At 44.6% G+C, this 25,439-nt stretch carries 25 protein-coding genes; 15 read left to right on the top strand and 10 right to left on the bottom strand.

Annotation, left to right across the window (positions count from 1 at the left end; genetic code table 11):
- The first annotated feature begins 218 nt into the window (after nt 1-218).
- On the top strand, nt 219-2,078 hold the full coding sequence (locus tag IM475_RS14820) for an iron uptake porin (RefSeq protein WP_287728064.1): 1,860 nt from the start codon (nt 219-221) through the stop codon (nt 2,076-2,078).
- A 47-nt stretch (nt 2,079-2,125) separates the two neighbouring features.
- Here the strand turns inward: IM475_RS14820 and IM475_RS14825 are convergent, their stop codons facing one another.
- The gene (locus IM475_RS14825) at nt 2,126-2,542 is read right to left on the bottom strand and encodes a CoA-binding protein (RefSeq protein ID WP_045359092.1); all 417 of its coding nucleotides are present in this window, start codon (nt 2,540-2,542) and stop codon (nt 2,126-2,128) included.
- A gap of 41 nt (nt 2,543-2,583) precedes the next feature.
- On the opposite strand from IM475_RS14825, the gene IM475_RS14830 reads away from it, so the two are divergent.
- The 5 genes from IM475_RS14830 to crtD all read left to right on the top strand — a co-directional run bounded on the left by IM475_RS14830 (nt 2,584) and on the right by crtD (nt 7,014).
- On the top strand, nt 2,584-2,787 hold the full coding sequence (locus tag IM475_RS14830) for a hypothetical protein (RefSeq protein ID WP_287657193.1): 204 nt from the start codon (nt 2,584-2,586) through the stop codon (nt 2,785-2,787).
- Nucleotides 2,774-3,448 (top strand): TIGR04283 family arsenosugar biosynthesis glycosyltransferase, encoded by a 675-nt coding sequence (locus IM475_RS14835; RefSeq protein WP_287728065.1) that lies wholly within the window; start codon nt 2,774-2,776, stop codon nt 3,446-3,448. The genes IM475_RS14830 and IM475_RS14835 overlap by 14 nt, the downstream gene beginning before the upstream one ends.
- A gap of 202 nt (nt 3,449-3,650) precedes the next feature.
- Entirely contained in the window at nt 3,651-4,361 is a 711-nt protein-coding gene (locus tag IM475_RS14840) for a superoxide dismutase (RefSeq protein WP_287728066.1), read from the top strand.
- Between the two features lie 2 nt (nt 4,362-4,363).
- Nucleotides 4,364-5,290, top strand: coding sequence for a homoserine kinase (thrB, locus tag IM475_RS14845; protein ID WP_287728067.1), 927 nt, complete (start codon nt 4,364-4,366; stop codon nt 5,288-5,290).
- Between the two features lie 212 nt (nt 5,291-5,502).
- A complete protein-coding gene (crtD, locus tag IM475_RS14850; RefSeq protein WP_287728068.1) occupies nt 5,503-7,014 on the top strand; it encodes a C-3',4' desaturase CrtD in 1,512 nt (503 codons plus the stop codon).
- Nucleotides 7,015-7,218: 204 nt separating this feature from the next.
- On the opposite strand, the gene IM475_RS14855 is transcribed toward crtD, so the two are convergent.
- Nucleotides 7,219-8,556 carry a histidine phosphatase family protein gene (locus tag IM475_RS14855; protein WP_287728069.1) on the bottom strand — a complete coding sequence of 446 codons (1,338 nt, stop codon included), beginning with the start codon at nt 8,554-8,556 and terminating at the stop codon, nt 7,219-7,221.
- A gap of 452 nt (nt 8,557-9,008) precedes the next feature.
- Between IM475_RS14855 and IM475_RS14860 the strand changes: the two genes are divergently transcribed.
- The gene (locus IM475_RS14860; RefSeq protein WP_287657201.1) at nt 9,009-10,256 is read left to right on the top strand and encodes a DUF4912 domain-containing protein; all 1,248 of its coding nucleotides are present in this window, start codon (nt 9,009-9,011) and stop codon (nt 10,254-10,256) included.
- 100 nt (nt 10,257-10,356) lie between these two features.
- Here the strand turns inward: IM475_RS14860 and IM475_RS14865 are convergent, their stop codons facing one another.
- Together IM475_RS14865 and IM475_RS14870 are read right to left on the bottom strand one after the other, a co-directional pair.
- Nucleotides 10,357-12,009 (bottom strand): acetolactate synthase large subunit, encoded by a 1,653-nt coding sequence (locus tag IM475_RS14865; protein ID WP_287657202.1) that lies wholly within the window; start codon nt 12,007-12,009, stop codon nt 10,357-10,359.
- A 219-nt stretch (nt 12,010-12,228) separates the two neighbouring features.
- Complete coding sequence (locus tag IM475_RS14870; protein WP_158201537.1) at nt 12,229-12,708, bottom strand: SRPBCC family protein; 480 nt, start codon at nt 12,706-12,708, stop codon at nt 12,229-12,231.
- 544 nt (nt 12,709-13,252) lie between these two features.
- Between IM475_RS14870 and IM475_RS14875 the strand changes: the two genes are divergently transcribed.
- Nucleotides 13,253-13,420: a hypothetical protein gene (locus IM475_RS14875; RefSeq protein WP_287690346.1), complete on the top strand. Its 168-nt coding sequence runs from the start codon at nt 13,253-13,255 to the stop codon at nt 13,418-13,420.
- A gap of 9 nt (nt 13,421-13,429) precedes the next feature.
- Here the strand turns inward: IM475_RS14875 and IM475_RS14880 are convergent, their stop codons facing one another.
- A complete protein-coding gene (locus IM475_RS14880) occupies nt 13,430-13,891 on the bottom strand; it encodes a hypothetical protein (protein ID WP_287728070.1) in 462 nt (153 codons plus the stop codon).
- Between the two features lie 301 nt (nt 13,892-14,192).
- A complete protein-coding gene (locus IM475_RS14885; RefSeq protein ID WP_002800690.1) occupies nt 14,193-15,161 on the bottom strand; it encodes a helix-turn-helix domain-containing protein in 969 nt (322 codons plus the stop codon).
- Nucleotides 15,162-15,591: 430 nt separating this feature from the next.
- Between IM475_RS14885 and IM475_RS14890 the strand changes: the two genes are divergently transcribed.
- The 5 genes from IM475_RS14890 (at nt 15,592) to IM475_RS14910 (ending at nt 18,874) form a co-directional block, all read left to right on the top strand.
- A complete protein-coding gene (locus tag IM475_RS14890; RefSeq protein WP_287728071.1) occupies nt 15,592-16,254 on the top strand; it encodes a potassium channel family protein in 663 nt (220 codons plus the stop codon).
- A gap of 32 nt (nt 16,255-16,286) precedes the next feature.
- The gene (locus tag IM475_RS14895; RefSeq protein WP_287728072.1) at nt 16,287-17,063 is read left to right on the top strand and encodes a DUF2092 domain-containing protein; all 777 of its coding nucleotides are present in this window, start codon (nt 16,287-16,289) and stop codon (nt 17,061-17,063) included.
- Nucleotides 17,064-17,154: 91 nt separating this feature from the next.
- Entirely contained in the window at nt 17,155-17,397 is a 243-nt protein-coding gene (locus tag IM475_RS14900; protein ID WP_002772118.1) for an AbrB/MazE/SpoVT family DNA-binding domain-containing protein, read from the top strand.
- Nucleotides 17,394-17,726 (top strand): type II toxin-antitoxin system PemK/MazF family toxin, encoded by a 333-nt coding sequence (locus IM475_RS14905; RefSeq protein WP_287728073.1) that lies wholly within the window; start codon nt 17,394-17,396, stop codon nt 17,724-17,726. The genes IM475_RS14900 and IM475_RS14905 overlap by 4 nt, the downstream gene beginning before the upstream one ends.
- Before the next feature lie 200 nt (nt 17,727-17,926).
- Nucleotides 17,927-18,874, top strand: coding sequence for a DUF6515 family protein (locus IM475_RS14910; RefSeq protein ID WP_287728074.1), 948 nt, complete (start codon nt 17,927-17,929; stop codon nt 18,872-18,874).
- Here the strand turns inward: IM475_RS14910 and IM475_RS14915 are convergent.
- Nucleotides 18,871-21,933, bottom strand: a complete 3,063-nt coding sequence (locus IM475_RS14915) for a sll1366 family intein-prone helicase (protein ID WP_287728075.1) — start codon at nt 21,931-21,933, stop codon at nt 18,871-18,873. The two genes, IM475_RS14910 and IM475_RS14915, sit on opposite strands and share 4 nt — an antisense overlap.
- 201 nt (nt 21,934-22,134) lie before the next feature.
- Between IM475_RS14915 and IM475_RS14920 the strand changes: the two genes are divergently transcribed.
- On the top strand, nt 22,135-22,923 hold the full coding sequence (locus IM475_RS14920; protein ID WP_287657209.1) for a pentapeptide repeat-containing protein: 789 nt from the start codon (nt 22,135-22,137) through the stop codon (nt 22,921-22,923).
- Here IM475_RS14920 and IM475_RS14925 read toward each other — a convergent pair.
- Both IM475_RS14925 and IM475_RS14930 read right to left on the bottom strand, forming a co-directional pair.
- Nucleotides 22,920-23,291: an ArsR/SmtB family transcription factor gene (locus tag IM475_RS14925; protein WP_002760406.1), complete on the bottom strand. Its 372-nt coding sequence runs from the start codon at nt 23,289-23,291 to the stop codon at nt 22,920-22,922. The genes IM475_RS14920 and IM475_RS14925 overlap by 4 nt on opposite strands.
- Before the next feature lie 92 nt (nt 23,292-23,383).
- Complete coding sequence (locus tag IM475_RS14930; RefSeq protein ID WP_287728076.1) at nt 23,384-23,554, bottom strand: metallothionein; 171 nt, start codon at nt 23,552-23,554, stop codon at nt 23,384-23,386.
- 313 nt (nt 23,555-23,867) lie between these two features.
- Between IM475_RS14930 and IM475_RS14935 the strand changes: the two genes are divergently transcribed.
- Nucleotides 23,868-24,512 carry a Uma2 family endonuclease gene (locus tag IM475_RS14935; RefSeq protein WP_287728077.1) on the top strand — a complete coding sequence of 215 codons (645 nt, stop codon included), beginning with the start codon at nt 23,868-23,870 and terminating at the stop codon, nt 24,510-24,512.
- Between the two features lie 152 nt (nt 24,513-24,664).
- Here IM475_RS14935 and IM475_RS14940 read toward each other — a convergent pair whose 3' ends face one another.
- On the bottom strand, nt 24,665-25,237 hold the full coding sequence (locus IM475_RS14940) for a DUF2808 domain-containing protein (protein ID WP_287728078.1): 573 nt from the start codon (nt 25,235-25,237) through the stop codon (nt 24,665-24,667).
- Nucleotides 25,238-25,439 lie beyond the last annotated feature (202 nt).

The following is a 25,439-nucleotide window of genomic DNA, read 5'->3' on the forward strand; positions in this document are numbered from 1 at the left end:
TAAGTTTTCTCTCCGTAAGGATTCTAACCTACTTTAGTTTTTGTTTAAGTGCCGTCAGGAGCGACAGGGTGGCCACTTTGTTAACTGGTCAAGGGAAAAAAAATGAGATCGCATCTTTCCCTAAGTAATTAAATTGTGTATAATGGCAAAAGAATAGAAAGGCTATATGCGTCGTCAAACTGTGTAGTCAACCTATAAGGTGTGAGGAAAAAACCATCATGTTAAGAATGTTCTGGAAATCATTGCTGGTTAGCCCAGCGATTTTGGGAGCTACTCTGGTAGCTTCTGCCAATGCTAGTAGCTTCGATCCCGCCAAATCTACCAGTGTTTCTACCGAATTTAACAATCTAGAAATCGCTCAAGTTCAGGACAACGCTGCAGGAACTGGCGAATTACTCAATCAGATCGAACAGTACGGTAACGAAGGTCAAGTTGCACCCGTACAGGGCAACACCATCGATCAAGTCACCAGCGTTAACCAACTGCGCGATGTTTCCCCCACCGCTTGGGCCTATGAAGCCCTAAGAAGCCTTGTGGAGCGCTATGGTTGTATTGTTGGTTATCCCGATCGCACCTTCCGCGGCGACCGAGCTTTAACCCGTTGGGAGTTTGCCGCTGGTTTAAACGCTTGCTTAAACGTGATGGAACGTTTAATTCAAGATGGTGTCAACGTCCTCAAGGAAGACTTAGATGCCCTCAAGCGCTTGATGGATGAGTTCCAGGCCGAATTAGCGGCGTTGGGAGCTAGAGTTGATAACTTAGAAAGCCGGGTGTCTTTCCTCGAAAATAACCAATTCTCCACCACCACCAAATTAGCTGGGGAAGTTATCTTCGCTGTCACCGATACGGTCGGTGCTGGTAGCCCCGCCTCCCAGGCCGCCATGCAATACCGCGCTCGTTTGCTGTTAAACACGAGCTTCACCGGTCAGGACGTACTGAAAACTCGTTTAGCGGCGGGTAGTGCCACTCCCTTCGGATTTGATTACAAATCGACCACCACACTACAAAATGGTGATCCCGCTTCCGTCAGATTCGATAATCTGCAAAGCCCTTCCCTATTCCAAACTTGGACCGCGGCCGGTAACGGTAGCAATGTGGTTCTCGACTGGTTGGCCTACTATACCCCGATTGACTTAGGTTATTTTGGTCGCTTCAACACCTACGTCGCCGCTTGGGGCGGTATTTGGAATGACTTCGTTCCCACCACTAACCCCTTCTTTGAAGACTTCGACGGTGGTAATGGTGCGCTTTCGACCTTCGCTTCCGAAAACCCCATCTACCGTATCGGTGGTGGTTCTGGGGCCGGTGTTAGCCTACAGTTAGGCTTCCTCCAAAGCATTGTCGGTCCGACCTCCCTATCTTTAGGTTACTTAGCCGGTGGTGGTGGCTCTAGTTCTGCGGCCAATCCTAACCCGGGTAATGGTCTCTTTAACGGAGATTACGCCGCTTTAGCACAGATTAACGCTAACCTCTTTAACTTCCTCAACGTTGGCTTCACCTACGTTAACGCTTACCAAGGTGCCGATACCGCCATCTTCGGTAACGGTGGTTCCTTCGGTGTAACGGGGACTTCCGCCGCTAACCTTTCCCAAACTCAGTTAAATACCCTGCTCAACGTCAACGGCAACGATCCTGATAGCGTCACCCTACAGGATGAAGTCGGTTTCTTCAACTTCGGAGCCAAAGTATCCAACAGCTACGGTTTAACCGGTGCAGTGGATATTGGTTTCGCCAGCTTGAGTGCCTTCGGTTCCTACTCCACCGTGCGTTTACTCGGTCTCGGTGACGCGGAAGTGTGGACCTACGGTGCTGGTATTGCCTTCCCCGACTTAGGTAAAGAAGGAAATATCCTAGGTCTATTTGCTGGTGCGCAGCCCTACATCGGTCACTTAAGCTTCCGGGAAATGGGTCTAAAAGTATCTAACATCGTTCCCTACCACGTTGAATTGTTCTACAAGTACCAAGTCACCGACAATATTTCTATCACCCCCGGTGTCATCTGGATTTCTGCACCTGAACAGTTCAAAGGCACTGGTAACGAGTGGATTGGCACCCTCCGCGGAACCTTTACCTTCTAGGATTTCCTAAATTAAACCCGAAACCCCACCCATGGTGGGGTTTTGTTTTAGGGAAATAAACGCTGATATTCTATCTGGATACAAGCATCCATAATCACATTTAAACCCGCCTCGATCGCTTTTTTTTCCGCCACTGGGTGATAAATTCTCAATTGTGTCCAAAGGGTAGCGGCCCCAATAGCAATAGCTGACTCGACAATTTCGGGTAGATAATCAGGATGACGAAAAACGTTAACAATATCCACAGGTTCAGGGATAGCTTCTAGAGAAGGATAGCAGCTTTGACCGTCAATTTGCTTGACCATAGGATTGACCGGATAGACTCGATAACCCACCGCTTGCAGGAATTTGGCCACCTGATAGCTGGCGCGGCTCGATTTCTCGGAATGCCCGACCACTGCGATAATTTTACTATTGCTGAAGATGGTTTTGAGCGCACCATCGTCCCCTTTAATATTCGGCATTGTCCCACCTATCTTAGAACCGAGTTTCGTTTCCCATAAAGATGAAGTTTAACCTAATTTGGTATCGACTTTTGACTCCAGCTTTAGCCACTCTCAAGAACTGGCAGCAATGTTTAACTTTTCTACAGGAAAAACAGTTATTACAAATCGAAATCAATCCCTCGGTATCTGTAGGAAAATTTACCCGATGGTCGCCCCTAAATCCTCTGACTTTAGTTACCACAAAACCTGATGAATTATCTTAGTATTATCATTCCGACCCTGAACGAGGAGTTAAGAATTGCCGCAACATTAAAACAGATAGGAGCGGGAGTAGAAATTATTGTTGTCGATGGGGGAAGTACCGATAAAACTAGAGAAATAGCCGAACAATTGGGGGCGAAAGTAATTATTTCCCCCAGTAAAGGTCGTGCATTTCAGATGAATTTAGGAGCAAAAATAGCGAAAGAAGATATTTTGTTATTTCTACATGGAGATACTTTACTTTCCCAAAATTATCAAGAACAAATTATCAATACTTTATCCCAATCTGGGATAGTAGCGGGGGCCTTTGAATTAAAAATTGATGGAGAGGAAAAAACTCTGCGTTTAGTGGAAAAATTAGTTAATTGGCGTTCTCGCTGGCTTTCCCTTCCCTACGGAGATCAAGGAATATTTTTAAAAGCCTCAATCTTTGCCGATTTGGGTGGTTTTCCTGAGTTGCCAATTATGGAAGATTTTGAATTAATACAAAGATTGAAAAAAAGGGGTAAAATAGCCATAGTTGCTGCTCCGGTGATTACCTCAGCAAGACGTTGGCAAAAATTAGGAGTTGGCAAAACTACCTTAGTTAATCAATTAATAATTATTGGTTATTATCTAAAAATTCCGCCGCGCTTGTTGAAAAGTTTTTATCGTTTATGGTAATAAAGGCTTGCTGAAAAAGTATTTGAGGTCATTGTGTAATGTGGGGGCGCAATGTGGTCAGTGAGTTTATCGAACTGCTGACACCGAAAATGTAATATAGGGATGCAGCCGATTGCGTTTAGGAGTCCGTCGATAAAAACTTTTCTTTCCCGAAGTACCGATCGATAGGATAATTGATAATCAGAACATCTGCTCTGAGAATATGTCTCTTGATCGCCGTCAATTTCTTTATCTTTTAGGTGCTACCCTTGGCACAGCCACTCTTGCTGGTTTTAACTCTGCCGCTTTTGCCGCTACCAGTCCTTATAGTCTTATTGCCCTCCCCTATAGCTATGATGCCCTAGAACCTTATATTGATAAGGAAACGATGCAATTTCATCACGATAAACACCATGCAGCCTACGTTAATAATCTCAATCTGGCAGTGGCAAAATATCCAGAATTGCAGAAAAAAACAGTAGTAGAATTAATTAAAAATCTTGACTCTTTACCCGCCGATATTCGCACCACTATCCGCAATAATGGCGGCGGCGATCTTAATCATACGATGTTTTGGCAGATTATGTCCCCCGATGGCGGTGGCGAAGCAAAAGGAGAAATAGGGGCGGCAATAATCGCTAAATTTGGCAGTTTCGAGGAATTTAAAAATGCTTTCAACCAAGCAGGTACTAAACTTTTTGGTAGTGGTTGGACATGGTTGGTTTTAAATAAGTCAGGACAACTAGAAATTACCAGCACTGCTAACCAAGATAGCCCCCTAATGAAGGGATTACAGCCAATTATGGGCAATGATGTCTGGGAACACGCCTATTACTTAAAATATCGTAATCAACGGGCTGAGTATTTAAAACAGTGGTGGAATGTGGTTAACTGGGAGGAGGTAAATCGCCGCTATCTTCAGGCCAAAGCTTAACGATGACAACTTTTACGGTAACAGTTCCCGCTACCACTGCTAATATTGGGCCCGGCTTCGATTGTCTCGGAGCGGCCTTAACTTTATATAATCAGTTTACTTTTACCCTGCTGCCGGCAACGACAGCTAACCCTGTCAGCATTATTGTCAAGGGAACTGAATCGGCTAAAGTTAGCCAAGGGGCTGATAATTTAATCTACACTTCTTTTTTGCAAGTTTATCAAAAAATAGGACAGAATCCGCCCCCTATCGCCATCGAGATCGGTTTAGGGGTTCCTCTGGCTAGAGGTTTAGGTAGTTCTGCCACTGCTATTATCGGCGGGTTAGTGGCTGCTAATCAATGCGCCGGAAATCCTTTATCTATGAGGGAAATCGAAGCATTAGCGATCGCATTGGAGGGCCATCCAGATAATGTGGTGCCGGCTTTGCGGGGCAACTGTCAGCTATCAGCAGGTGATAGCACAAATTGGGCTATTTGTCAAGTATTTTGGCAAAAAAATCTCATTCCCGTCTTGGCGATTCCCGATTTTGAACTGGCTACGGAAAAAGCTAGGGCGGTTTTACCGGAAAAAATTAGCCGTCAGGAGGCAATTTTCAATATTTCCCGCTTGGGTTTATTATTGCGGGGATTGGAGACGGGTAACGGCGATTGGCTGAGAATTGCCCTAGAGGATAAACTGCATCAACCCTATCGGCAATCTTTGATCCCGGGTTACGAAAAGGTGAAAAAAGCCGCCATTAACGCGGGTGCTTACGGGATGGTAATTAGTGGCGCAGGTCCGAGCCTATTGGCTTTAACTAACCCCGACAATGCCCAAAAAACAGCCACAGAGATGACGAATGCTTGGGAGGAAGTGGGGATTAACTCTGAGGTGAAAATTTTGGCTTTAGATACCCTAGGGGCGCGGGTAAACTGTTATGAATTATAAATTATGAATTATGAATTATGAAGTGGGGGAATTATGAATTATGAATTATGAATTGGGGAGGTGGGGAAGTGGGGAGCTTTTCAGTGTTGCCAAAGGCACGGCGTAGCCGTCCAGTAAACAGTGAACTGATAACTGATAACTGATAACTGATAACTGACTCCGGACTGCCAAAAGCGTTAGGATAAAAATAAATATAAATAATTATTAAGAAAATGACGCAAATTACCGTTATTGGTGCAGGGATTGGCGGACTAACGGCGGCGGCATTATTGGCGCGTCGAGGTTATCAAGTCACAGTATATGATCAGGCGCTTGTCCCCGGAGGTTGTGCCTCGACTTTTTCCCGTCGGGGTTTTACTTTTGACGTGGGGGCAACTCAAGTGGCAGGATTAGAAGTAGGGGGCATTCATCAGCGCATTTTTGCCGAATTAGGGATAGATTTACCCGATTCTGTCCCCTGCGATCCCGCTTGTGCCGTTTTTCTGCCGGGGGAAACCACTGCGATTAATGTCTGGCGCGATCGGCAAAAGTGGCAAGAGGAAAGACAAAAACAATTTCCGGGCAGCGAACCTTTTTGGCAATTATTACAAAAACTTTTTCAAGCAAGTTGGCGTTTTCAAAGTCGCGATCCAGTTTTACCCCCGCGCAACTGGTGGGATTTAGGGCAATTAATCGCCGCTTTGCGTTTAGATACTGCCATTACCTTCCCCTTTACTTTGATGACTGTGGGAGATGCTCTGCGATTATACGGCTTAGAGAGGGATAAACGCCTAAAAACCTTTCTTGATCTCCAGTTAAAGCTTTATTCCCAAGTTACTGCCGATGAAACCGCTTTACTTTATGCCGCCACCGCTTTAGCAGTTTCTCAGTCTCCCCAAGGTTTATCCCACCTTCAGGGTAGTATGCAAGTATTAAGCGATCGCCTAGTAGCAGCTTTGGAAAAATACGGCGGTAAATTGCAAATGCGCCACACAGTGGAAAAAATACTGACAGAAAAAGGAAAAGCCACGGGAATTATCGTCAGAAATCAAAAAAATGGTCAAATACATCCAGAAATGGCCGATGAGATTGTCGCTAATATCCCGATCCAAAATTTACCACAATTAATCGATCGCGAAGCCATTCCCAGTCTTTATCACCGGAGAATCGAAAAACTTCCCCCCGCGTCCGGTGCTTTTGTGGTTTACTTAGGAGTTGATCGCGCTGCTATTCCCCCCGATTGTCCCCCCCATTTGCAATTCCTCTACGATGACGATGGCATAATCGGCGAAAATAACTCTTTGTTTGTTTCCGTGAGTAAAGAAGGGGATGGCCGCGCTCCAGTGGGAAAAGCGACGATTATTGCTTCTTCCTTCACCGATACCAGTCTTTGGTGGCGAAAAGGAGAAGATAATTATCAGCAATTAAAAGCAGCATACAGCCAAGAGGCGATCGAGCGTCTCGGTAATTATTTCCATCTTAATCCTGATCACATCGTTCACATCGAATCAGCTACTCCTCGCACTTTTGAACGGTTTACGGGGCGAAATCAGGGCATTGTCGGCGGTATTGGTCAAAGACTGTCCACTTTTGGCCCTTTTGGCGTAGCGACGCGCACTCCGATCCCCCATCTTTGGTTAGTAGGAGATTCCACCCATCCGGGAGAAGGCACTGCCGGAGTCAGCTATTCGGCACTAACGGTAGTTAGACAGATTGAGAATCAATTAAGTAGTCGTGCAAAATAAATTTCCTAGTGAAGATAGGCAATAGGCAATAGGCAATAGGCAAAAGCTTTATCGAAATGTGTAATTAATTTTGCTTAGGTACTTAGCTTCTAGTTAGCCGTAATTATGAATTATGAATTGGGAAGAATAAATAAAAGCAATCTTCTGAATACTGAATACTGATAACTGTTAACTTACCCACTGATAACTGATAACCGATAACTGTTATAAAGCGCCGGCTGCCGTGCGATCGAGTATTCCCGCTCCTAGATGAGAGGTAATATTAATTGCTTGCAGGACCGGTTGAGAGTCAACTCCTTTGGGATAATCGATAACACTAACCGCGCCATTTCCCTGTTTAATATTCCAGAAATTGGCGGGTTTTAAACCCAATAAATAACAAAGAATCACCTTATTAATGGCATCGTGAGCTACTACCATAATTGTCTTAGGTTGATCACTATTACTATAGGTTTTAACGATTTGCTGCCAACAAGCGATCGCTCGATCCCAAACTTCCTGTAAATTCTCCCCTTCCGGCATTTGCACGGTTTCCGGGGCATTTTTCCAGTCTTCTAACATCCCGGGGAAACTCGCTTCAATTTCCTCCTCTAATTTACCTTCCCAAAGTCCGTGACAGATTTCTGTCAGATCCACTTGGGTATCTAAGGTGACATTGGGGTGATATTGCAGGATAATTTGGGCAGTTTCCTTGGGACGGGACAAAGGACTGGTGACAGCGTGATCGATCGCCGTTTCTCGCAGAAATTCGGCGGCTTTCTCAGCTTGAGCTTTGCCATTATCATTGAGAGGAATATCGCGCACACCTTGAAAACGTTTATCCCGATTCCATTGGGTTTCTCCGTGACGCACCAGCAGCAGCCTCGATCCTTGGAAAGGAGGACGTGGTGGGGGTAAAGCTATCCCTAGGTGTGCCGTTTGATTGAGGGATTCCACCTGAACAGGATCACCAAAATTACGCGTAAAATTGAGAACATTAACACAACAGTTAGATTGTTGCAGGGAATGGTATAAGGAAACCGGAATACCGATGGCACTGAGGATTAAACAGCGATTAATGCCGTTATGGGCAACAATGAGGATAGTTTGGCCCTCGTGTTGGGGAATAATTTCTCGCCAAAAATCCTGGGCCTGTTGATAGAGAGAGAGAACGGGATAATGTTCTTGACCATCGGGCAGTATCATCTTAAATTCGTGAGGTTTTTGCTGCCAATCCCGATATTCTTGGGGGTATTGAGCTTTTACCTCCTCTTTGACCATATTTTCCCAGATAGGCAGATCGATTTCTAGTAACTGCGGAGTGGGTTGAATGACGGGAGAGTTATTTAAACGAGACTGAATCACCTCAGCAGTAGATTTGGCTCTTTGGAGAGGACTACAGTAAAAAGCGGCGATATCGATTTGACTGAGGGCATTTCCTACTTTTTCCGCGTCCAGATGGCCTTTTTCCGTCAAAACCGAGCCATCACTGCGACCTTGTATTTTCTGTTCTGCATTATAACTGCTTTGTCCATGACGAACAATAATCACACGGGTAGCCAAGCGGTTCAGTCTCCTTAACTAAAAGTCTCAATATCAGATTACAGGCGATCGGGATCGGAGTACAAATCAGTGATCAGTGATCAGTAATCAGTAATCAGTGATCAGTAATCAGTGGAGACTGTTAAGTAAACAGTGGGTAGCATCGATCATTTGTACTAAAATTCCCGTATGCAGTTTCAAGGCAGCACAGCATATCAAAACTTCCTGACATGAAAATCTCTTGGGGATCAAGGGTTTGGCGGTTTTATCAAGAAATCATGACAAAGTACTTGGTCAAAATCGGAATCTTACTGTTTAATAGGTATTTATAACAAGCGATCCCCTTGATCCCCATCGAGTGGATCTCTCGTTCACACAGCAATCGATGAGTAGTTAGAAGGATTACCCAAATAACTGCTTTTGCAAATGCTCAAAAACATTTGCCGTCGTAACTAATCGGAGAGTGTCAACTCATGGTCCCAGAATACCCCCCCTTAGATGAGATGACCTTGCGGCAACTACGACGAGTTGCCAGTCAATACAGCATCTCTCGTTACAGTCGGATGCGGAAAACGCAATTAATCGAGGCAATTACCCAAGCTATGGGAGTAAGCGGCAATTTTAAATCTACTATTAAAGAGGAAAAACCAGTGGAAGCAGCAAAATTTGAATTAGGTCAAGCTAACCCGATCGAAGATATCCTAGGTTCAGTGGATGATGGTTTAGGAGATCTGCCCGGTGGCTACGGTGAAAATCGCATTACCCTCCTACCTCGCGATCCTCAGTGGGCCTATGCTTACTGGGATATCCCCAACGAATCGAAAGAAGATCTACGTCGTCAAGGGGGACAACAGTTAGCCCTGCGTCTTTATGATGTCACCGATATCGATCTCAATAGCCAAGGCGCCCACAGTGTCCAAGAATATCTCTGTGATGAATTGGCCCGGGAATGGTATTTACCGATCCCGGTCAGCGATCGAGATTATGTTATCGATATCGGTTATCGTTGTGCTGATGGTCGTTGGTTAGTTTTGGCCCGTTCTCCTTTAGTGCGGATTCCTCCCGTCTATCCTTCCGACTGGATTGAAGATGTTTTTGTCACCGTTAACTGGGAAGAAGAACTGGTGGGCAAAACTGTTTACGAACTCGTTCCCCCCAGCAAACGCTACGGCAGCAGCGCCGGAACCACGGGAACTAGCCCCATCTACGACCAAATTTTCGAGAGTGTCGGCGACATCGAGGCCCTACGGGTGGCCGGTTCCTTGTTTGGTTCCATGCAGCACGTCGCCGGTTCCGTACCGATGTCGGAAGTGATCAGTTCTTATGTATTCCCCTCTGGGGTGGGTATGTGGGCAGTTCCCACGGTATCGGGACTAACCGCTTCCGGTATCGGCATGACTGCATCTGGTATCGGTATGGGTGCTTCGGAAACCCTACAACGTCCGCGCAAATTCTGGTTAGTTGCCGATGCCGAATTAATCGTCTATGGTGCCACCGAACCCGATGCCACCGTAACTATCGGTGGTCGTCCGATTAAACTCAATCCCGATGGCACTTTCCGCTATCAGATGTCCTTCCAAGATGGTTTAATCGATTATCCGATTATGGCCGTGGCCGCCGATGGTGAACAAAATCGTTCTATCCACATGAAATTTACCCGGGAAACCCCCTCTCGCAATACCAACACTAAAGATGAGGCGGTTCTAGAATGGTTGTTCTAGATTGGGTTTTCTAACGTTACCAAAGCCAACCTAATTACTTCCCCCTAACTGAGATTTAGTTAGGGGATTTTTTTTGGGGGTTGCTTGCCGCTATCAACTTCTATTCCCAAATCTGACAGCTTAAATCGCCCGATTTTTGGGAAAGACGCAGATTTTCACCGTAATCGACGGGAACATCGATCACCGTAGGGACATCTTGCCGGAAAGCCTCCTCTAGTGTCGGGATCAAATCCTGAGTAGATTCCACCCGATAGCCTTTTAATCCCATACTTTCGGCAAATTTAACAAAATCGGGATTACCAAACTTAATAAAAGAAGATGTCCCAAAATAGTTTAACTGCTTCCATTCGATTAAACCGTAACCGCCATCATTAAAAATGAGAGTGACGAAGGGAGTTCCCACCCGCAAAGCTGTCTCCAACTCCTGACAATTCATCATAAAACCGCCGTCCCCCGTCACCGCCACAATGCGCTTATTGGGATAAACTAACTTAGCGGCGATCGCACCAGGGATAGCAATACCCATAGCGGCGAAACCGTTAGAAATAATGCAAGTATTGGGACAATCGGAGTGATACTGGCGCGCCATCCACATTTTATGAGCGCCCACGTCACAAATAGCGATATCTTCCGGTCCCATCACCTGACGCAGATCGTAGATCAATTTTTGTGGCTTGATCGGAAAACCCGTATCATTGGCATAGGTTTCGTAATCAGCCCGAATTTCCGTCTTTAATCCCGCGGTGACAGGAGTTGGTTTATTCTGGCGATCGGCCCGTTTGAGGATATCGATGAGAGAATCGGTGATATCACCCACCACTTCCACCACCGGGGCATAACTGCTGTCAATTTCCGCCGGAGTCATGCCGATGTGAATAATCGGTAATTTCCCCTCTGGATTCCATTTTTTCGGCGAATACTCGATTAAATCGTAACCAACAGCAATAATTAAATCACTGCGATCGAAGGCACAACTAATCAAATCCCGTTGCTGTAATCCTACCGCCCAAAGAGCCAGAGGATGGGTATAGGGAATCACCCCCTTACCCATAAAAGTGTTAGCCACAGGGATATTCAAGGCCGTGGCGAATTCCGTTAAAGCCTCACTAGCATTAGCGCGAATTGCCCCATTTCCCGCCAAAATCAAGGGATTTTTGGCTTTAGAAATCACTGCCGCCGCCATATTCAAAGTCCGATAGGAAGCGTAAACTTTTTCCTGACTGTCGAGGGGCAAAGGACTACCATCGGCAGGCATAGCGGCGATATTTTCAGGAAGATCGATATGAACTGCCCCCGGTTTCTCACTTTGGGCGGTTTTAAAGGCTCTCCGTACCACTTCTGGGGTGATACCTGGCCGCACGATCTGTTTATTCCATTTCGTCACTGGGGCGAACATGGCCACCAGATCCAGGTATTGATGGGATTCAATGTGCATCCGATCGGTTCCCACCTGGCCGGTGATGGCCACTAAGGGCGCCCCATCCAAGTTAGCATCGGCTACCCCTGTCATCAGGTTAGTCGCCCCCGGTCCTAAGGTGGAGAGACAAACCCCCGCTTTTCCCGTCAAGCGTCCGTAGACATCGGCCATAAAAGCCGCGCCCTGTTCGTGACGGGTGGTGATAAATTTGATCGAGGAGTTTTTCAGGGCTTCCAAAACATCGAGGTTTTCTTCCCCGGGTAGCCCAAAAATATACTCGACCCCTTCATTCTCTAGACATTTAACTAGAAGTTCGGCTGTGTTTAATTCCCCCATAGTTCCCTCCTGTAGAGCTTACTTCATCAGTAAAGTCTCTAGAGATAGTTCATCCCGGCGGATTGAGGTTGTTGCGCTCAACTCGTCGGGATGATATCAGTAGACTATATGTACCAATGTAGCTGACTAAAATTTTGTTTAAGTCTATCCATATACCATTGTGACTTAGATCTTGACCCTTGGCAGATTATTTATTAGCACAATGGAGGGGAATTTTTTTTAGACCGTTAATTCTTCGGCGGCGTGGGCTAGTTGGGCGGCGACTTTGGCTAAATAGGGACGACTTAACCACCAGATAAAGGGGGACAGCCAACCGCGCAGGGTGACAGAATAGGAAATATAAGTACCACAGAGGGTTGATTCCACTTGGTAGGTCATTTTTTGTTCCATGCCGGGGATAGCGAGAACTCTGAGGCTGAGGAGTTCCCCGGGGCGGACATTTTCCACGAAAACCCGGATAGGAATGGGAGTCAGACGGGTGACAGCTTGATAGATTAACCCCGGTTTAGCGATTAAACCCAAGGGAACATCAGCCTTGGCGATCAAAGGATGCCAAGAGACATCGGCCACATTGATTAATTTTTGCCAGAGGACATCGACGGGGGCGCTACTGACCACCCGATAGGTTTTGTAGAGTGAAAACTTACAGAATAGTCTGCCTTTGGCCGCTACAATCCTTAGGGAAAAATTGAGAATCACCGATTGCCTCCCGCAAAAATAATCCAGGGAATCTTCTATTCTAGAAAATAAATGGCTTTCCGGGAGTGTGAGCTTTTTATAATTTTAACTTAGTGTCAGCAGAAGTCCCTCGCTTAAGTGCGATCGGATAAAGGCTGACTTTGTATATAGACAATTCTCAAAAACTGAGCCACAACAAACAGATCTCGACCACTATTGCTTACGCGATAACCGAGCTTCGGCGGGTCGTGTTACCAGAAAAAGTATGGGTCTTTTAGCAAATTAAATTGTATTCAGTGCAGATAGAGCATCAAGGATGAAGGGAAATCCTGTCAGAGAAGCAACCCTCTGGGGGTGTTAAATTCTTAAACAATTCATCTAATTTGACTTCCAAGCTTTCTTTGACTACTGTTGAGGTTACTGCTGCCATGATTTTTCAATCATATACGACCTCTTCATTCTAGATCATTTGCCTTTTTCTCTATTTAATTTGGTATGTAACCAACAATTCCCGACAGAGAAGTCATCATAATCGGTCAGAAACCGGACCTAGCCGCTTCTACCGATGATGGCGTGGAGGATCGCCTCGGTGGTGTTATCCTTGACATCAGCGATCACTATATCGACGAAAGTAGTCGTCTCAAAAGCTACCTCGACCTTTAGCCCTGGCGGAAAACTTTCCCGTCAGCGAGCGATCGCATTTTTCATCGTCTCTCCAGAGGGTTATCAATAAAAGCGCTCGCTATTTACAGGCCATTACTGCGATTGTGTAGGCGTTATTATTCATCCCGTTAATATTCAAATTAATCTGATAGGGCTGTCTACCCGTGGGTGATTGGAAGGGTAAAGAATAGGTTTCACCCCGTTTCATTTCGACATTTTTCTGGAAGGCACTATTAACCGAATTATCGGGATACTTGAGATTGATCGTTACTCCGTATTTGCCATCGTTTTCGGGAACCATGACCCCTTTAAAAGAGGCAAATTTCACCCCAGAGGGAACGGCGAAATCGGTGTTAAAGTTATTCTTTCCTATGGCATCGATCTGTTTGCGGATATGGGTCTGATTAGTGGCTACTTCCTTGAGGTACTGACAGTTTTTCGGAAGTTCTGTAGCCTGATCTTTAGTAGCGGCAACAACCCCTATCGAGGTCAGTCCGAGGATTAAACCGACACAGAGAAGGCTGAAAGTTTTTGTCAACATGATAGTTTTTCCCGTTAAGGTTTTCTAAAATTGGCTCTTCGGGGACGATTAAAGATAATTAAGCCTTAATTGTCCCGCCTTGACTTTTTCCGTGACCAAAGTTCTCACTAATTCTAATTCTTGGCGCGGTACTTGGTCATTATCGCTCGCAGTGGAGCGAGTTCTCCTGTTTCTTCTGGGGTTAATTTCTGTGCGTCAACCCGTGAGATTTTCAGAGAATTGCTCCTCGTTTACTACTAATATTTAACGTTGGCAGGCTCGGAGAAACTATCAAAATTCTGCAAATCTAACTTTTATTTTGTTAAGAATTATCTCGCAAAGTTGCCGACGGACACTCACCGAACATTTTCTTATAATCTTTGGCAAATTGACCCATGTGCCAGAATCCCCACTGTAGGGCGATCGCACTAACGGTAATTCCTTGACCCGCAGACGCTTTTAGTTGTCGTCGTACCCCGTTAAGACGTTGAATTTTGAGATAAGTCGCCGGTCCCAGGCCAAAACATTCCTGAAAACCGTAACGGAGGGTACGTTCACTGATGTGCAGTTCTTGGCAGAGATCGAGGATCGAGAGGGGGCGATCGAGATTGTCCAGTAAGATCTCCTCTGCTCGCTTAATGTAGGGATGTCGTATTGAAGGGCGCAGCGGCGGATCGTTTTGATGGGAATCGAGTACATCTAGAACCAGAGAGATAAAATCCTCTCGGATCAGCGATTGCATAGCTGGCTCTAGAATTGTCTGGGGTTGTCTCCAGAAAAGCTCAAAAATATATCTTAAATGAGAGCGGAATCGTCTCAGGACAGTCGGCTCTGGTTGAATTGCCAGGGTTGAATCCGTAATTAAAGATGCTACCCCGAGCCGATCGGTTTGTTCGGCCTGGGAAAACAGAGAATCGTTATCGATAGTAACCAGAGCGAGGGGCAAGTTTCCCGATCGAAGCATATCGATCCCCCTGGAACTTTTCTGCAAGAGAGCGGAATTCGACGATAAAGAATACCCGTGCCACTTGAAGACTCGGGGTGTAGACAAGGGTATCCCGACGGTGATTGTCCCGGGAGGAGAATCCCCTTGAGAACGAATTCCTCGATTGTAAATCGGTCGGGCGAATTGTATGCCCCCGACTTGAGCTACGAACAGTTCCCCCTCGAAAGTTCCCGCCTCGATCGGTCGATGAACCATGTCCCAACGAAAAGCTCTCATCCGCGACCCTAGTTCATCGATATCGTGAAAAGTAATCGTCTCGATCAGGGGCTGTAAATTGATATTCATTTTGTCTGATTTGGGATAGCGAAATTATTAAAAATTATTAAGTATTATTAAGAGTTATTCTCTTGTAAATATGCAGGATACCTCACTAATCTTAATTGTAGAGTTTTTTGGCTTTTATGGGTTAATAACGTCAGACTCTGACTTTTTTCCTTGATTGAAAGAAATAGGGGTTTCTCGTTATCCGCAATATTTTTTAAAATTTATGGTCAATTCTTAATAAAAAAATTACCGAAAAGTTCTATCTATAAGTCTAAGTTTGCCATTTTTTGATAGCGATCGCTCTTACCAAGCGTCTATAATAGTCTTCTAGAGGCTAATAGATAGAAACTCGCTGTTTATTCAAGCAAGAAAATTTAGAAAGAAGATAGGAGATAAATACCCTTAAAATTAATTAGCAGGAGGAAATATTACCAATTAAAGGTTCGCTGCTATGAAATTTCGTCAATTGATGCGGGCAACGGAAAATAAATACAATCGGCTGCTGGCAAATTTGCTCTCGCTCTACATTATTTACCCGTTTTTAGTATATCTACCCCTCGGAGATTTGCTAGTTTTCTTTTTCTTCTCCCTCTCTCTGATCATCGCCGTCTATCAGATTGATCGCAGTAAATTGGCTTTAAGATTTAATAGCGGTCTGTTTGTAATTGCCCTCATCCTGCGAGTATTCGGCACGATTATCCCTATTTATAGGGATTTAACCGGTTGGTTCGATCTGTCTAGTACATTAATTTCTCTAGCTTTTATTAGTTTATGCGTGTACTCGATTTTACAAGAATTAATTCTCGCCGAACAGGTAACATCCGATATCATCAAAGGGGGAATTTGTGTCTATTTTCTCCTAGGATTTTTCTGGGCATCCGCTTATAGTATCGTCCAGATTTTTGAACCCGATTCCTTTAGCTCCGCCGCTAAAACCGTCAACCAGGCGGATCTACTTCATTTCAGCTTTACTACCCTGGCCACGGTTGGTTACGGTGATATAGTTCCTACCAGTAAAGTCGCTAGAGTTCTAGCCAATTTAGAAGGAATGACTGGAGTTCTCTATCCCGCCGTTTTTATCGCTCGTTTAGTCAGTTTACACAATGGTCGTTAACCAAAACAATCCAGCGCCTTGGAGAATATTAGATGATTATGCGTCGCTTTATGCCGATTCTTTCTTTACTTTTGCCTTGGGTCACTGCCGCAGGAGTCTTGGCGGAAATACCGACTCTATCCCAGGAAATCCGCCCAAAAACGGCGGAACAGGTGATCGAGCAACTCTGTGCTAATTTAACCAAACAGCGATCGTTCACCGTCAATATGGATGTCACCTATGACGATATACTCGACTCTGGGGCGAAAGTACAGTACAGTGCCTATCAAAACATCTGGGTAGAGAAACCCGATCGCCTGCGCTCGGACTACACTGGGGATGAACGAGTTACCCGCTTTTTTTACGACGGTAAAACCTTCACCCTTGCGGATCTGGAACGGGATCTATACGTCACGAAACCAGCACCAAATACTCTAGATGAAGCCTTAGACCAAGTAGAGCAAAGGTACGGGATCAGCATTCCCATGTCAAATCTGGCAGCGAACGATCCCTGTGCAGAGCTAATGGCCGATGTCAAGCAAATTATTTTTATCGGCAACGACATGGTCAACCGCGAACCGATGTATCACCTGCTGCTGCTCGGTAGCGATCGCGACTATCAAATCTGGGTCACGCAGGATGCCACCCCCCTACTGAGGAAAGCGATTATTACCTATAAAACTCTACCCGGTTCACCCCAGTACACGGCAATATTATCCGACTGGAATTTTAATCCCAGTACCTCCGCCGATACTTTCACTTTCCAACCGGGGTCAGAGTCGATCGGGATCGAACTTCTACCCCCTAGAAATAATCAATCCCCGCCATAAAGCCCGTTCATAAAATGCGATCGCTTGTCGGTATTCCCCTAAATCAGCGTTTTGATATACTTTGAATATCTAACGAATTCGAGGTGGGATCATGAAGTCGCAGATTGGACGCTGGGGTAATTCTTTAGCGATTCGGATTCCCAAGTATGCGGTGGAAGCACTAAACCTCAATCCCAATGACGTTGTTGAATGTTCTGTGGAAAACGGAAAGCTAGTAATTGAGCTAATTCAAGCCTTGCCTGAGTTAAGCCTAGAAGAACTACTGGCTGAGGTTGTTGAATCACCGGAGCCAGAAGTGGATTGGGGACGGCCAATGGGAGAGGAGGTTTGGTGACATACATTCCAGAACGTGGAGATTTCGTGCGTTTGAGCTTTGACCCACAAATTGGCCATGAGCAAATGGGTAATCGTCCAGCACTGGTGGTAAGCCATATTGATTTTAATCGCAAGATTGGTTTTGCCTTTGTCTGCCCGGTGAGCAATACGCAACGCCAGAACCCTTTCTACGTCAAGATTCCAGATGGAGAGGTGGTGACAGGAGTTATCATGGTAGATCAACTGCGATCGTTGGACTTCCGAGCGAGAAAAGCGAGCTTTATCGGCAAGTGTCCAGAACAGTTGCTCCAGGATGTTCTCAGAAGAATTAAGCCGATTCTGTTCTGACAGGGACATTCTCAAAAGTCCCAGAAGAGCGATATTAATTATGAACCCAACCCAGATTTATTATAGAAAATGTTCCCGCCAGAGTTCGTGTAGAAACAGGAGAGCGTTTTTTTTTGCACCAGAAACCGTCGAACGCTTGCAGAAAATAATCTGGGAAGATAAGCAGCCAAGGCGAATAAAAAAATCAAGGAGTCCGAGCTATGAAAAGATCTTTACGTCAAAACTTATGTGTTCTTGCCGCCCTCCTCTTGGGTACAAGTTTACTGGTAACGGATTATGTGGACGCTCGCGGTGGCGGTGGTGGCGGTAGTCGTGGCGGTGGTGGTGGTAGTCGTGGCGGTGGTGGAGCTTCCCCACGGGTCAACCGCAGTAGTGATCTGCAAAACCGAGGGAATTTTAGTAATCGTTCCCAACCCTCTAGAGATTTTTCTGGAAGACAGGGAGAACGGCAAACTAATCAACAAACCCGTCAAGGGGAACGCAGCGCAAGACAGGGGGAAAGACAAACTAATCAACAAACTCGTCAAGGGGAACGCACGGAAAGACAGGGTGAACGGCAAACCAGTCAACAAAACCGTCAAGGGGAACGCACGGAAAGACAGGGTGAACGGCAAACCAGTCAACAAAACCGTCAAGGGGAACGCACGGAAAGACAGGGGGAACGGCAGGGGGAACGCAGCGAAAGAACCGATATCCGTCAAGGGGAACGCAGCGAAAGACAGGGTGAACGGCAGCAGCAGGTTGGTGATCGCCAACAGAACCGTCAGAACTTTATTGACGATAATCGCAACGGTTACTGGCGTGGTGGCGGTTGGTACGGTGGCGGTTATTACGTCCCCCCGGGTTGGGGTTGGGTGGGGTTGACCACTGGCTTAGTCATCGGTTCAGCGATCGCCACTCTCCCCCCCTACTACAATACCGTCTATGTGGGTTCCACTTCCTACATTTACTCGGACGGCATCTATCTTCAGCCTAGCGGCAGTTCCTACACGGTGGTGGCCCCTCCCATCGGCGCAATTGTCACCTATATCCCAGACGGCTGCACCACAATTACGGCTGACAATACGCTTTATTACAATTGTAGCGGTATCTACTATCAGCCCCTATTTGAGAATGGTTCCACGGTTTATCAGGTGGTTCGCTTCTAATCGGTTTCTTCTTCATCAATAATTGCCGATCGATCTAATAATAATAAATCTCGCAGGCGATCGGTATCTAATTCTGTTAACCAATTTTCCCCAGCATCTACGGTTTGTTCCGCTAATTGTTTCTTGCTTTCGATCATCTCATTAATGCGTTCCTCTAGGGTTCCCGTACAGATGAATTTATGCACCTGAACATTGCGTTTTTGTCCGATGCGGAAAGCGCGATCGGTGGCCTGGTTTTCTACGGCCGGATTCCACCAACGATCGATATGAAAAACGTGATTAGCGCGGGTTAGATTTAATCCTGTTCCCCCTGCTTTCAGGGAGAGAATAAAAATCTTCGGTCCTTGGGGATCATTTTGAAAGCGCTCGATCATTTCTACCCGATCTTTTGTTTTGGTAGAACCAGAGAGAAATAATATTTCCTCGGTTAATTTTTTCTGGAGATGGGTTTGTAGGAGTTTTCCCCACTCGGCAAATTGTGTAAAAATTAAAGCTCGATCGCCTTCTGCTATCACTTCCTCTACCATGGCTTCTAAACGTAATAATTTTCCCGATCTTTGACTGGTTTCTAAACTATTTTCTTTCAAAAAATGGGCGGGATGATTACAAATTTGTTTTAGTTGCATTAGCAAGGTTAAAATTAATCCATGTTTCTGAATTCCTTGAGTTTCTTCAATTTTCTGGAGGGTTGTCTCGACTAATTGTTGATAAAGTTGTCCCTGTTCTTTCGATAAACCACAAAAAATATTCATTTCCTGTTTTTCTGGTAAATCTTCAATAATATTTTTATCGGTTTTTAATCTCCGTAAAATAAAGGGACGGACAAGGGAACGTAAATTATGCAGGGATTCTTGATCGCCGTATTTTTCAATGGGAAGGGCAAAACGACGCTGAAAAAATGTTTGAGTTCCTAAAAAATTGGGATTGAGAAAATCCAAAATTGACCACAATTCCGTCAGGCGATTTTCTACGGGAGTTCCGGTTAAGGCAATCCGAAATCCTGCGGGTATTTTTCGCACTGCTTGGGATTGTTTAGCCGTAGAGTTTTTAATATTTTGAGCCTCATCTAAAACTAAACCTTGCCATTGTACTGCTTCTAAAGTGGAGAGATCACGATAGATTAAAGGATAACTGGTAATAACAACCGATTTATTTTTTACCTCTTGAGCAAAAGCTTGACCTTTTAATCTTTTTTCGCCATGATGCACAAAAACCGCCAGGGTGGGAGCGAATTTTCTTAACTCATGTTCCCAGTTATTGACCACAGAAGTGGGAGCCACCACTAACACGGGATTAACTAACATATCCTCTTCTTTTAATGCTAGTAAAAAAGCGATTAATTGCGGGGTTTTTCCTAAACCCATATCATCGGCTAAACAAGCACCTAAACCCCACTTTTCTAGGAAAGCTAACCAACTAACTCCCTTGAGTTGATAGGGACGTAATTCTCCCCGAAATTCCCGCGGTGGGTTGATTAATTGAATCCCTTGATTGTTATTTAAATTATCAATTAATTCCTTTAATGATCCCTCCGCTTGAAAATTAACTACCGGCAGTTTAGCAATTAGATTATTATCTCCTGAACTCAAGCGCAGAGCATCTTCCACCGAGAGATTCAGGGGAGTGATGGTATTATTTAAAATTGCCTGAGCTGCTTTGACATCCGTAGGTTGTAGGATTAACCATTTGCCTCCCACTTCCACCACTGGCGATTTTTTCTCTAATAACTTATCAAAATCTTTTTTCGATATTTCCTGTTCCCCTACCACTAATTTAAGCTGAAAGTTTAACAAACTGGTTAAACTTAATCTTTCGCCTTTTTTGGGGGTGACGGTGGCAGCAATCTTAATTCCTAATCTTTGTTCATTACTACCGGCAGTTAAACCCGTGGGCAAAATTACCCCTAATCCCTGATCTTGCAATTGCCAAGCGAGCGAGCGAATAAACTGATAAACTTCGATCGAATCAAGAGAACATTCCTCCGGGTGTCTCTGCTCTAAACTAATTCTAATCGGTTCGTACAATCGCGCCGCTAATCCCAATCCTTTTAAGAGAATTTCCTGGGGATTATTGACAACTCTTTGATAACTATGATAACTTTCTTTCCCCTCTAACCAAATCAACTTGGCACTAATGAGAAATTCGGGATCATCTAACGCTTGTAAATAATAGGTGAGTTTCCACGCTGTCCCTAAACTGGGAGGTTGTAAACATAAACAAACACGGTATTGATTCTCGATTAATTGGCGATTATTGCCATTAACTAAACTTTCTTGGATAGGAAACACCCAGTTATGATAAGCATTTTCTAGACGCTGTAAATTCTTGGCTTCTAAAGCAATATCATGATGATCACCGCTTAAAGATTGTAGCCAAGGTTTCACCATCAATGAGGGGGAAATATTAACACTACTATCTATCTTTTGTCGCAAACGAGCATCGACAATATTTTTTAAGCAATCGAGAATAATTGTTTGTGGTTCGCTATTTTCTTGATAGGCAAGACAGACCGGGGGGATGGTTTGGATAAACTTAGCTAAACGAGTGCGATCGATGGTACTATCTAGCAGGGGATACCAGCAACTTTCACCCTGATTTATTCCCGCTAAAAATTTTCCCCTTGCTAATAAATCTAAACTCCAACGGTGCAAATACAGCCAAAATCGTAGATCATTGCCGATAAATTCGGCCTTAGCTAGGGGTAATTTCTCCCATAACCGCACTATCATCCCCGCAGAAAAAGTTAATCCTGATATCTGCCATGGTTGCCAAGACAAGGATTTAGCTGTGGGTTCGAGAATTTGCCCAGACAGCAGCGGTAAAAAATATTTTTTCCTAGGGGGGGAATAACTAGGCAGACTGAGCTTGATTGATTCTGGAGAATAGCGGTCAATCTGAGGAGAAAATTTCTCGATAAATTGGGCTAATGCCTCGGATTCTAGACAAAAAGGATGATTTTCTTTTGTTTCACTTAATTCCTTCCCTTGCCACTGTTCACCCCAAAGAAAAAAAACACTATCTTGCGAACCAATCAGCCAATTACCGTGTAGAGTAGTCATTATGAAATAGGGAAATTCCTCTAAAAAACTTGCTGTTGAAAAGGTAACAAATCTCGATTTTGTCGCTTCTTCTGACGTTAAGAGCCTCTAATCTTCTATTTTAGTGGACAAGGGCTGATTTCTCAAGCAGAATCTAGTTAAGCGATTAGCCCCGATCGAATGGGTATTATCAGTAATAATAAATAGATTTATTTTTAAACTATGTACAAATTGATCGCCCTCACCCTCGTCCTCAGTCTTCCCCTTAACTTGTCCCTAGTTGGTCAGACGGAAGATTTAAACCACCTACAGCAATTATTATCCACCCGAAAATGTCCCCAATGCGATCTGAGCGGTTCGGGGTTAGTGCAATCGAATCTAGTCGGGGCAAAATTAAATGGGGCCAATCTCGTCGGTGCCAATCTTAGTCAAGCTAATTTGAGTGGAGCGGATCTGAGTGGCGCAAATTTAACCGGAGCCTCTCTTTTTGGTGCTAATCTGACTGGAGCGAACTTAACTGGAGCAATCTTGACGGGTGCGGATTTAAGAGGTGCTTATCTCAATAATGCTAACCTCGACAACACCAAACTAGACACTGCCTATGTACAGGGTGCGGTGGGAATTCCCAGTAGTGCTGGTACTCCTGAACTATTCTACGGACTAGGGATGGTGGAAGGAAAACAGGGACGCACCAGCGCCGCTATAGAAAATTTTAATAAGGCCTTGACAATTAACTCAGAATATGCTCCAGCTTATCTGGCCCGGGCCATGGCTCACTATCGTCTGGGACAAAATGCTCTAGCGGCCCAGGACGCTCAAATGGCTTCGACTCTCTTTGAACGACAAGGTAATACCCCCGGTTACGAAGCGGCAGAGAATTTTATTAAAGGCATGGAAATCGCCCTAAAACCGCGAGAACAAGGTGGTGGCAACGCTCAATTAGACCAAATGGTGCAGGGGATTGGTTCTCTGCTCTTACAGTTTGTTTTACCCGCTTTGGGACTGTTTTAGTCCTCGTCCGCTGGCTCTTCTAAATGTTCCGAGACCGCATAATAAAGGTCAAGAACATGATGATCGGCAAGACGATAAAAGACTCTCCGTCCCTGTTTTTGGTATTTAACTAATCTTAAGGCTCTTAGGGTTCTTAACTGGTGCGATACGGCCGATTCACTCATCCCTAAGTCGTCGGCTAAGTCACAAACACATAATTCTCGTTTGGCTAAAAGCGATAGAATTCTTAGGCGGTTGGCATCCCCCAAAAGGCTGAAAAATTCGGCCATTTTTTGGGCTTTTTCGATTTCTAATCCCTGCAAGTGCTGGAATTTCGCCTCTTGGTGATGGGATTCCCCACAAACCGGTGCTATTTTCTCTATGGCCATGTTTTTTCCTGATCGGTTATTAAGGGAAAGTTGAGAAAGGGAGGTATCGCTCGAATCTTCAATCCCGATACTTGTCCCTTTCTCCCCAATAACTAAATTTGACTGCAACAACAGCCCTGGTGTCCACCGCCTTTCCCGTCAACGTGACCATCGGCACAAGCTTGGCAACAGTAGTATTGATCGTTTTTTTTGATGGCATCGGCGATCGATACTTGACACGTACAGGATTCACAAGCACATTTCATGGTGGTGACAGCGATCATGGTTACTACCTCTGAACTTCTTTACTGACTTTAGTATAACATCTGAACAGATGTTCATGGATTGAATAAAGTTAAATTTTTCTAAAACTCAGACGGGTGGGAAGTTCTCCTTGATCAGTGATCAGATTTGAGTTTTCAGTTTGCATATAGAGCTTTTCACGTTACTGAGGTATCGACAAGTTTTGCCAACCAAGAGTTTAAGCCCCTTGCCCATGCCTCATTCTGATGAAAACTGCTATATATAGTCTAAGGTAGAAAAAAGTTAAATACTGACTAAACCGCCCAATCATAACAACTGAGCCGACAAATTCTGATGTTATTAGCATTAAAACAACTAACTGTTACCCCAGGCGACCGCCTGTTGTTAACTTCACTCACTTGGCAAGATTATGAAAAAATTCTTGACGAATTGGGAGAGCGACGGTCAATTCGTCTATCTTATAGTCAGGGAACTTTAGAAGCAATGACTCCTCTTTTTATTCATGAAAACACCAAAGTTTTAATCGGGGATTTGGTTAAAGTTCTCCTGGATGAATTAGAGTTAGACTATGAACCCGCCGGATCGACAACCTTTAAAAATCAGCAAATGGATCAAGGAATAGAACCAGATGAGTCTTTTTATATCGAAAATTGTGCTGCTGTCAGGGGAAAAAAGCGACTTGATCTGGCTATTGATCCCCCTCCCGATTTAGCAATTGAAATTGATATCACTAAGCGAACCCGATTTAATAATTATGAGCGATTGGGTGTTCCTGAATTGTGGCGATATGATGGGGAGAGACTAGAAATCAATGTTTTGCAAGGATCAGAATATGTTGAATCTTCCCAAAGCCGACTATTTTCTCAATTTAATCTAATAGAAAAAATTCCAGAAACGCTACAAAATAGTCAAAAAATCGGTAGTGCAATGGCATTAAAACAATTCCGAATTTGGGTCAAGCAAACGCTTAATCCCTGACTTTAAATGGACAACGAAGTCAGGGAACTTTTGCCGATGATAATTTAGGGGTTACAGTTTTCGATTTAAGGCTGCACCTATTCCTAATTAAATAGAAGTTTCCTCCTGTCTTTTTACTGCTCACTGCTCACTGTTTTTAGACGCGGAACAGCCTACCAGCGATCGCCAGCCTCATAAATTGCTAAACGTCCGATACCTAGATATAATCCGGGAGAATTCTCCCCGGGGGGATAAGCAGTAATTCCAAACTGATAGACACCACCATAATCGGGATTTCGTACTGGTTTCAGACCGATGGAAACGGTATTACCGGGGGGGACAGGAGGATCAAAAATGACCGTGATCGTCTGAGTCTTGGGGTCAAAAGTAGTGGATTTTAGGGTTAATTTTTCGCCTCGCTGATTGCGATCGCCAAGAAAAGCAAAGGTTTGATCGAGAAGAAAAGCAATAGTTTGAATATTAGGCTGCTGTTGTATGGTTACTTTACCCAAGGGCGCCCCGAGAGACGGCGGTAGAGCGATGGTAAGATAGTATTTTGCCCCCCAAGCACGCACGGATTGGAAAGTAGCGAAGAAATTAACCAGAGTGGGAGAACCCTCAAAAAATACTCTGCCATCGGGAAATTGTCCTGCGAGGGAAACAGAAGCATCAAAAGCGAGTATAGCAATCAAAGCGAGTTTAGATAGACTTTCAATCTGTTTTAAAGGCAAAAAAGGAATTTTCAAGGTAAAAGCTACTATAAAATATTGATTGTCAAGGGCAATTATACCAAATTCACTTAACCCTAAACCTCTGCCATTATCAGTGATCAGTTATCAGTGATCAGTTATCAGCTTTTTTCTCCCCACTCCCCCACCCCCAACACCCCACACCCCACACCCCACTTCATAATTTATAATTCATAATTCATAATTTATAATTTATAAT

The sequence above is a fragment of the Microcystis sp. M061S2 genome (assembly GCF_020245605.1).
In the GTDB taxonomy this organism is placed as follows: domain Bacteria; phylum Cyanobacteriota; class Cyanobacteriia; order Cyanobacteriales; family Microcystaceae; genus Microcystis.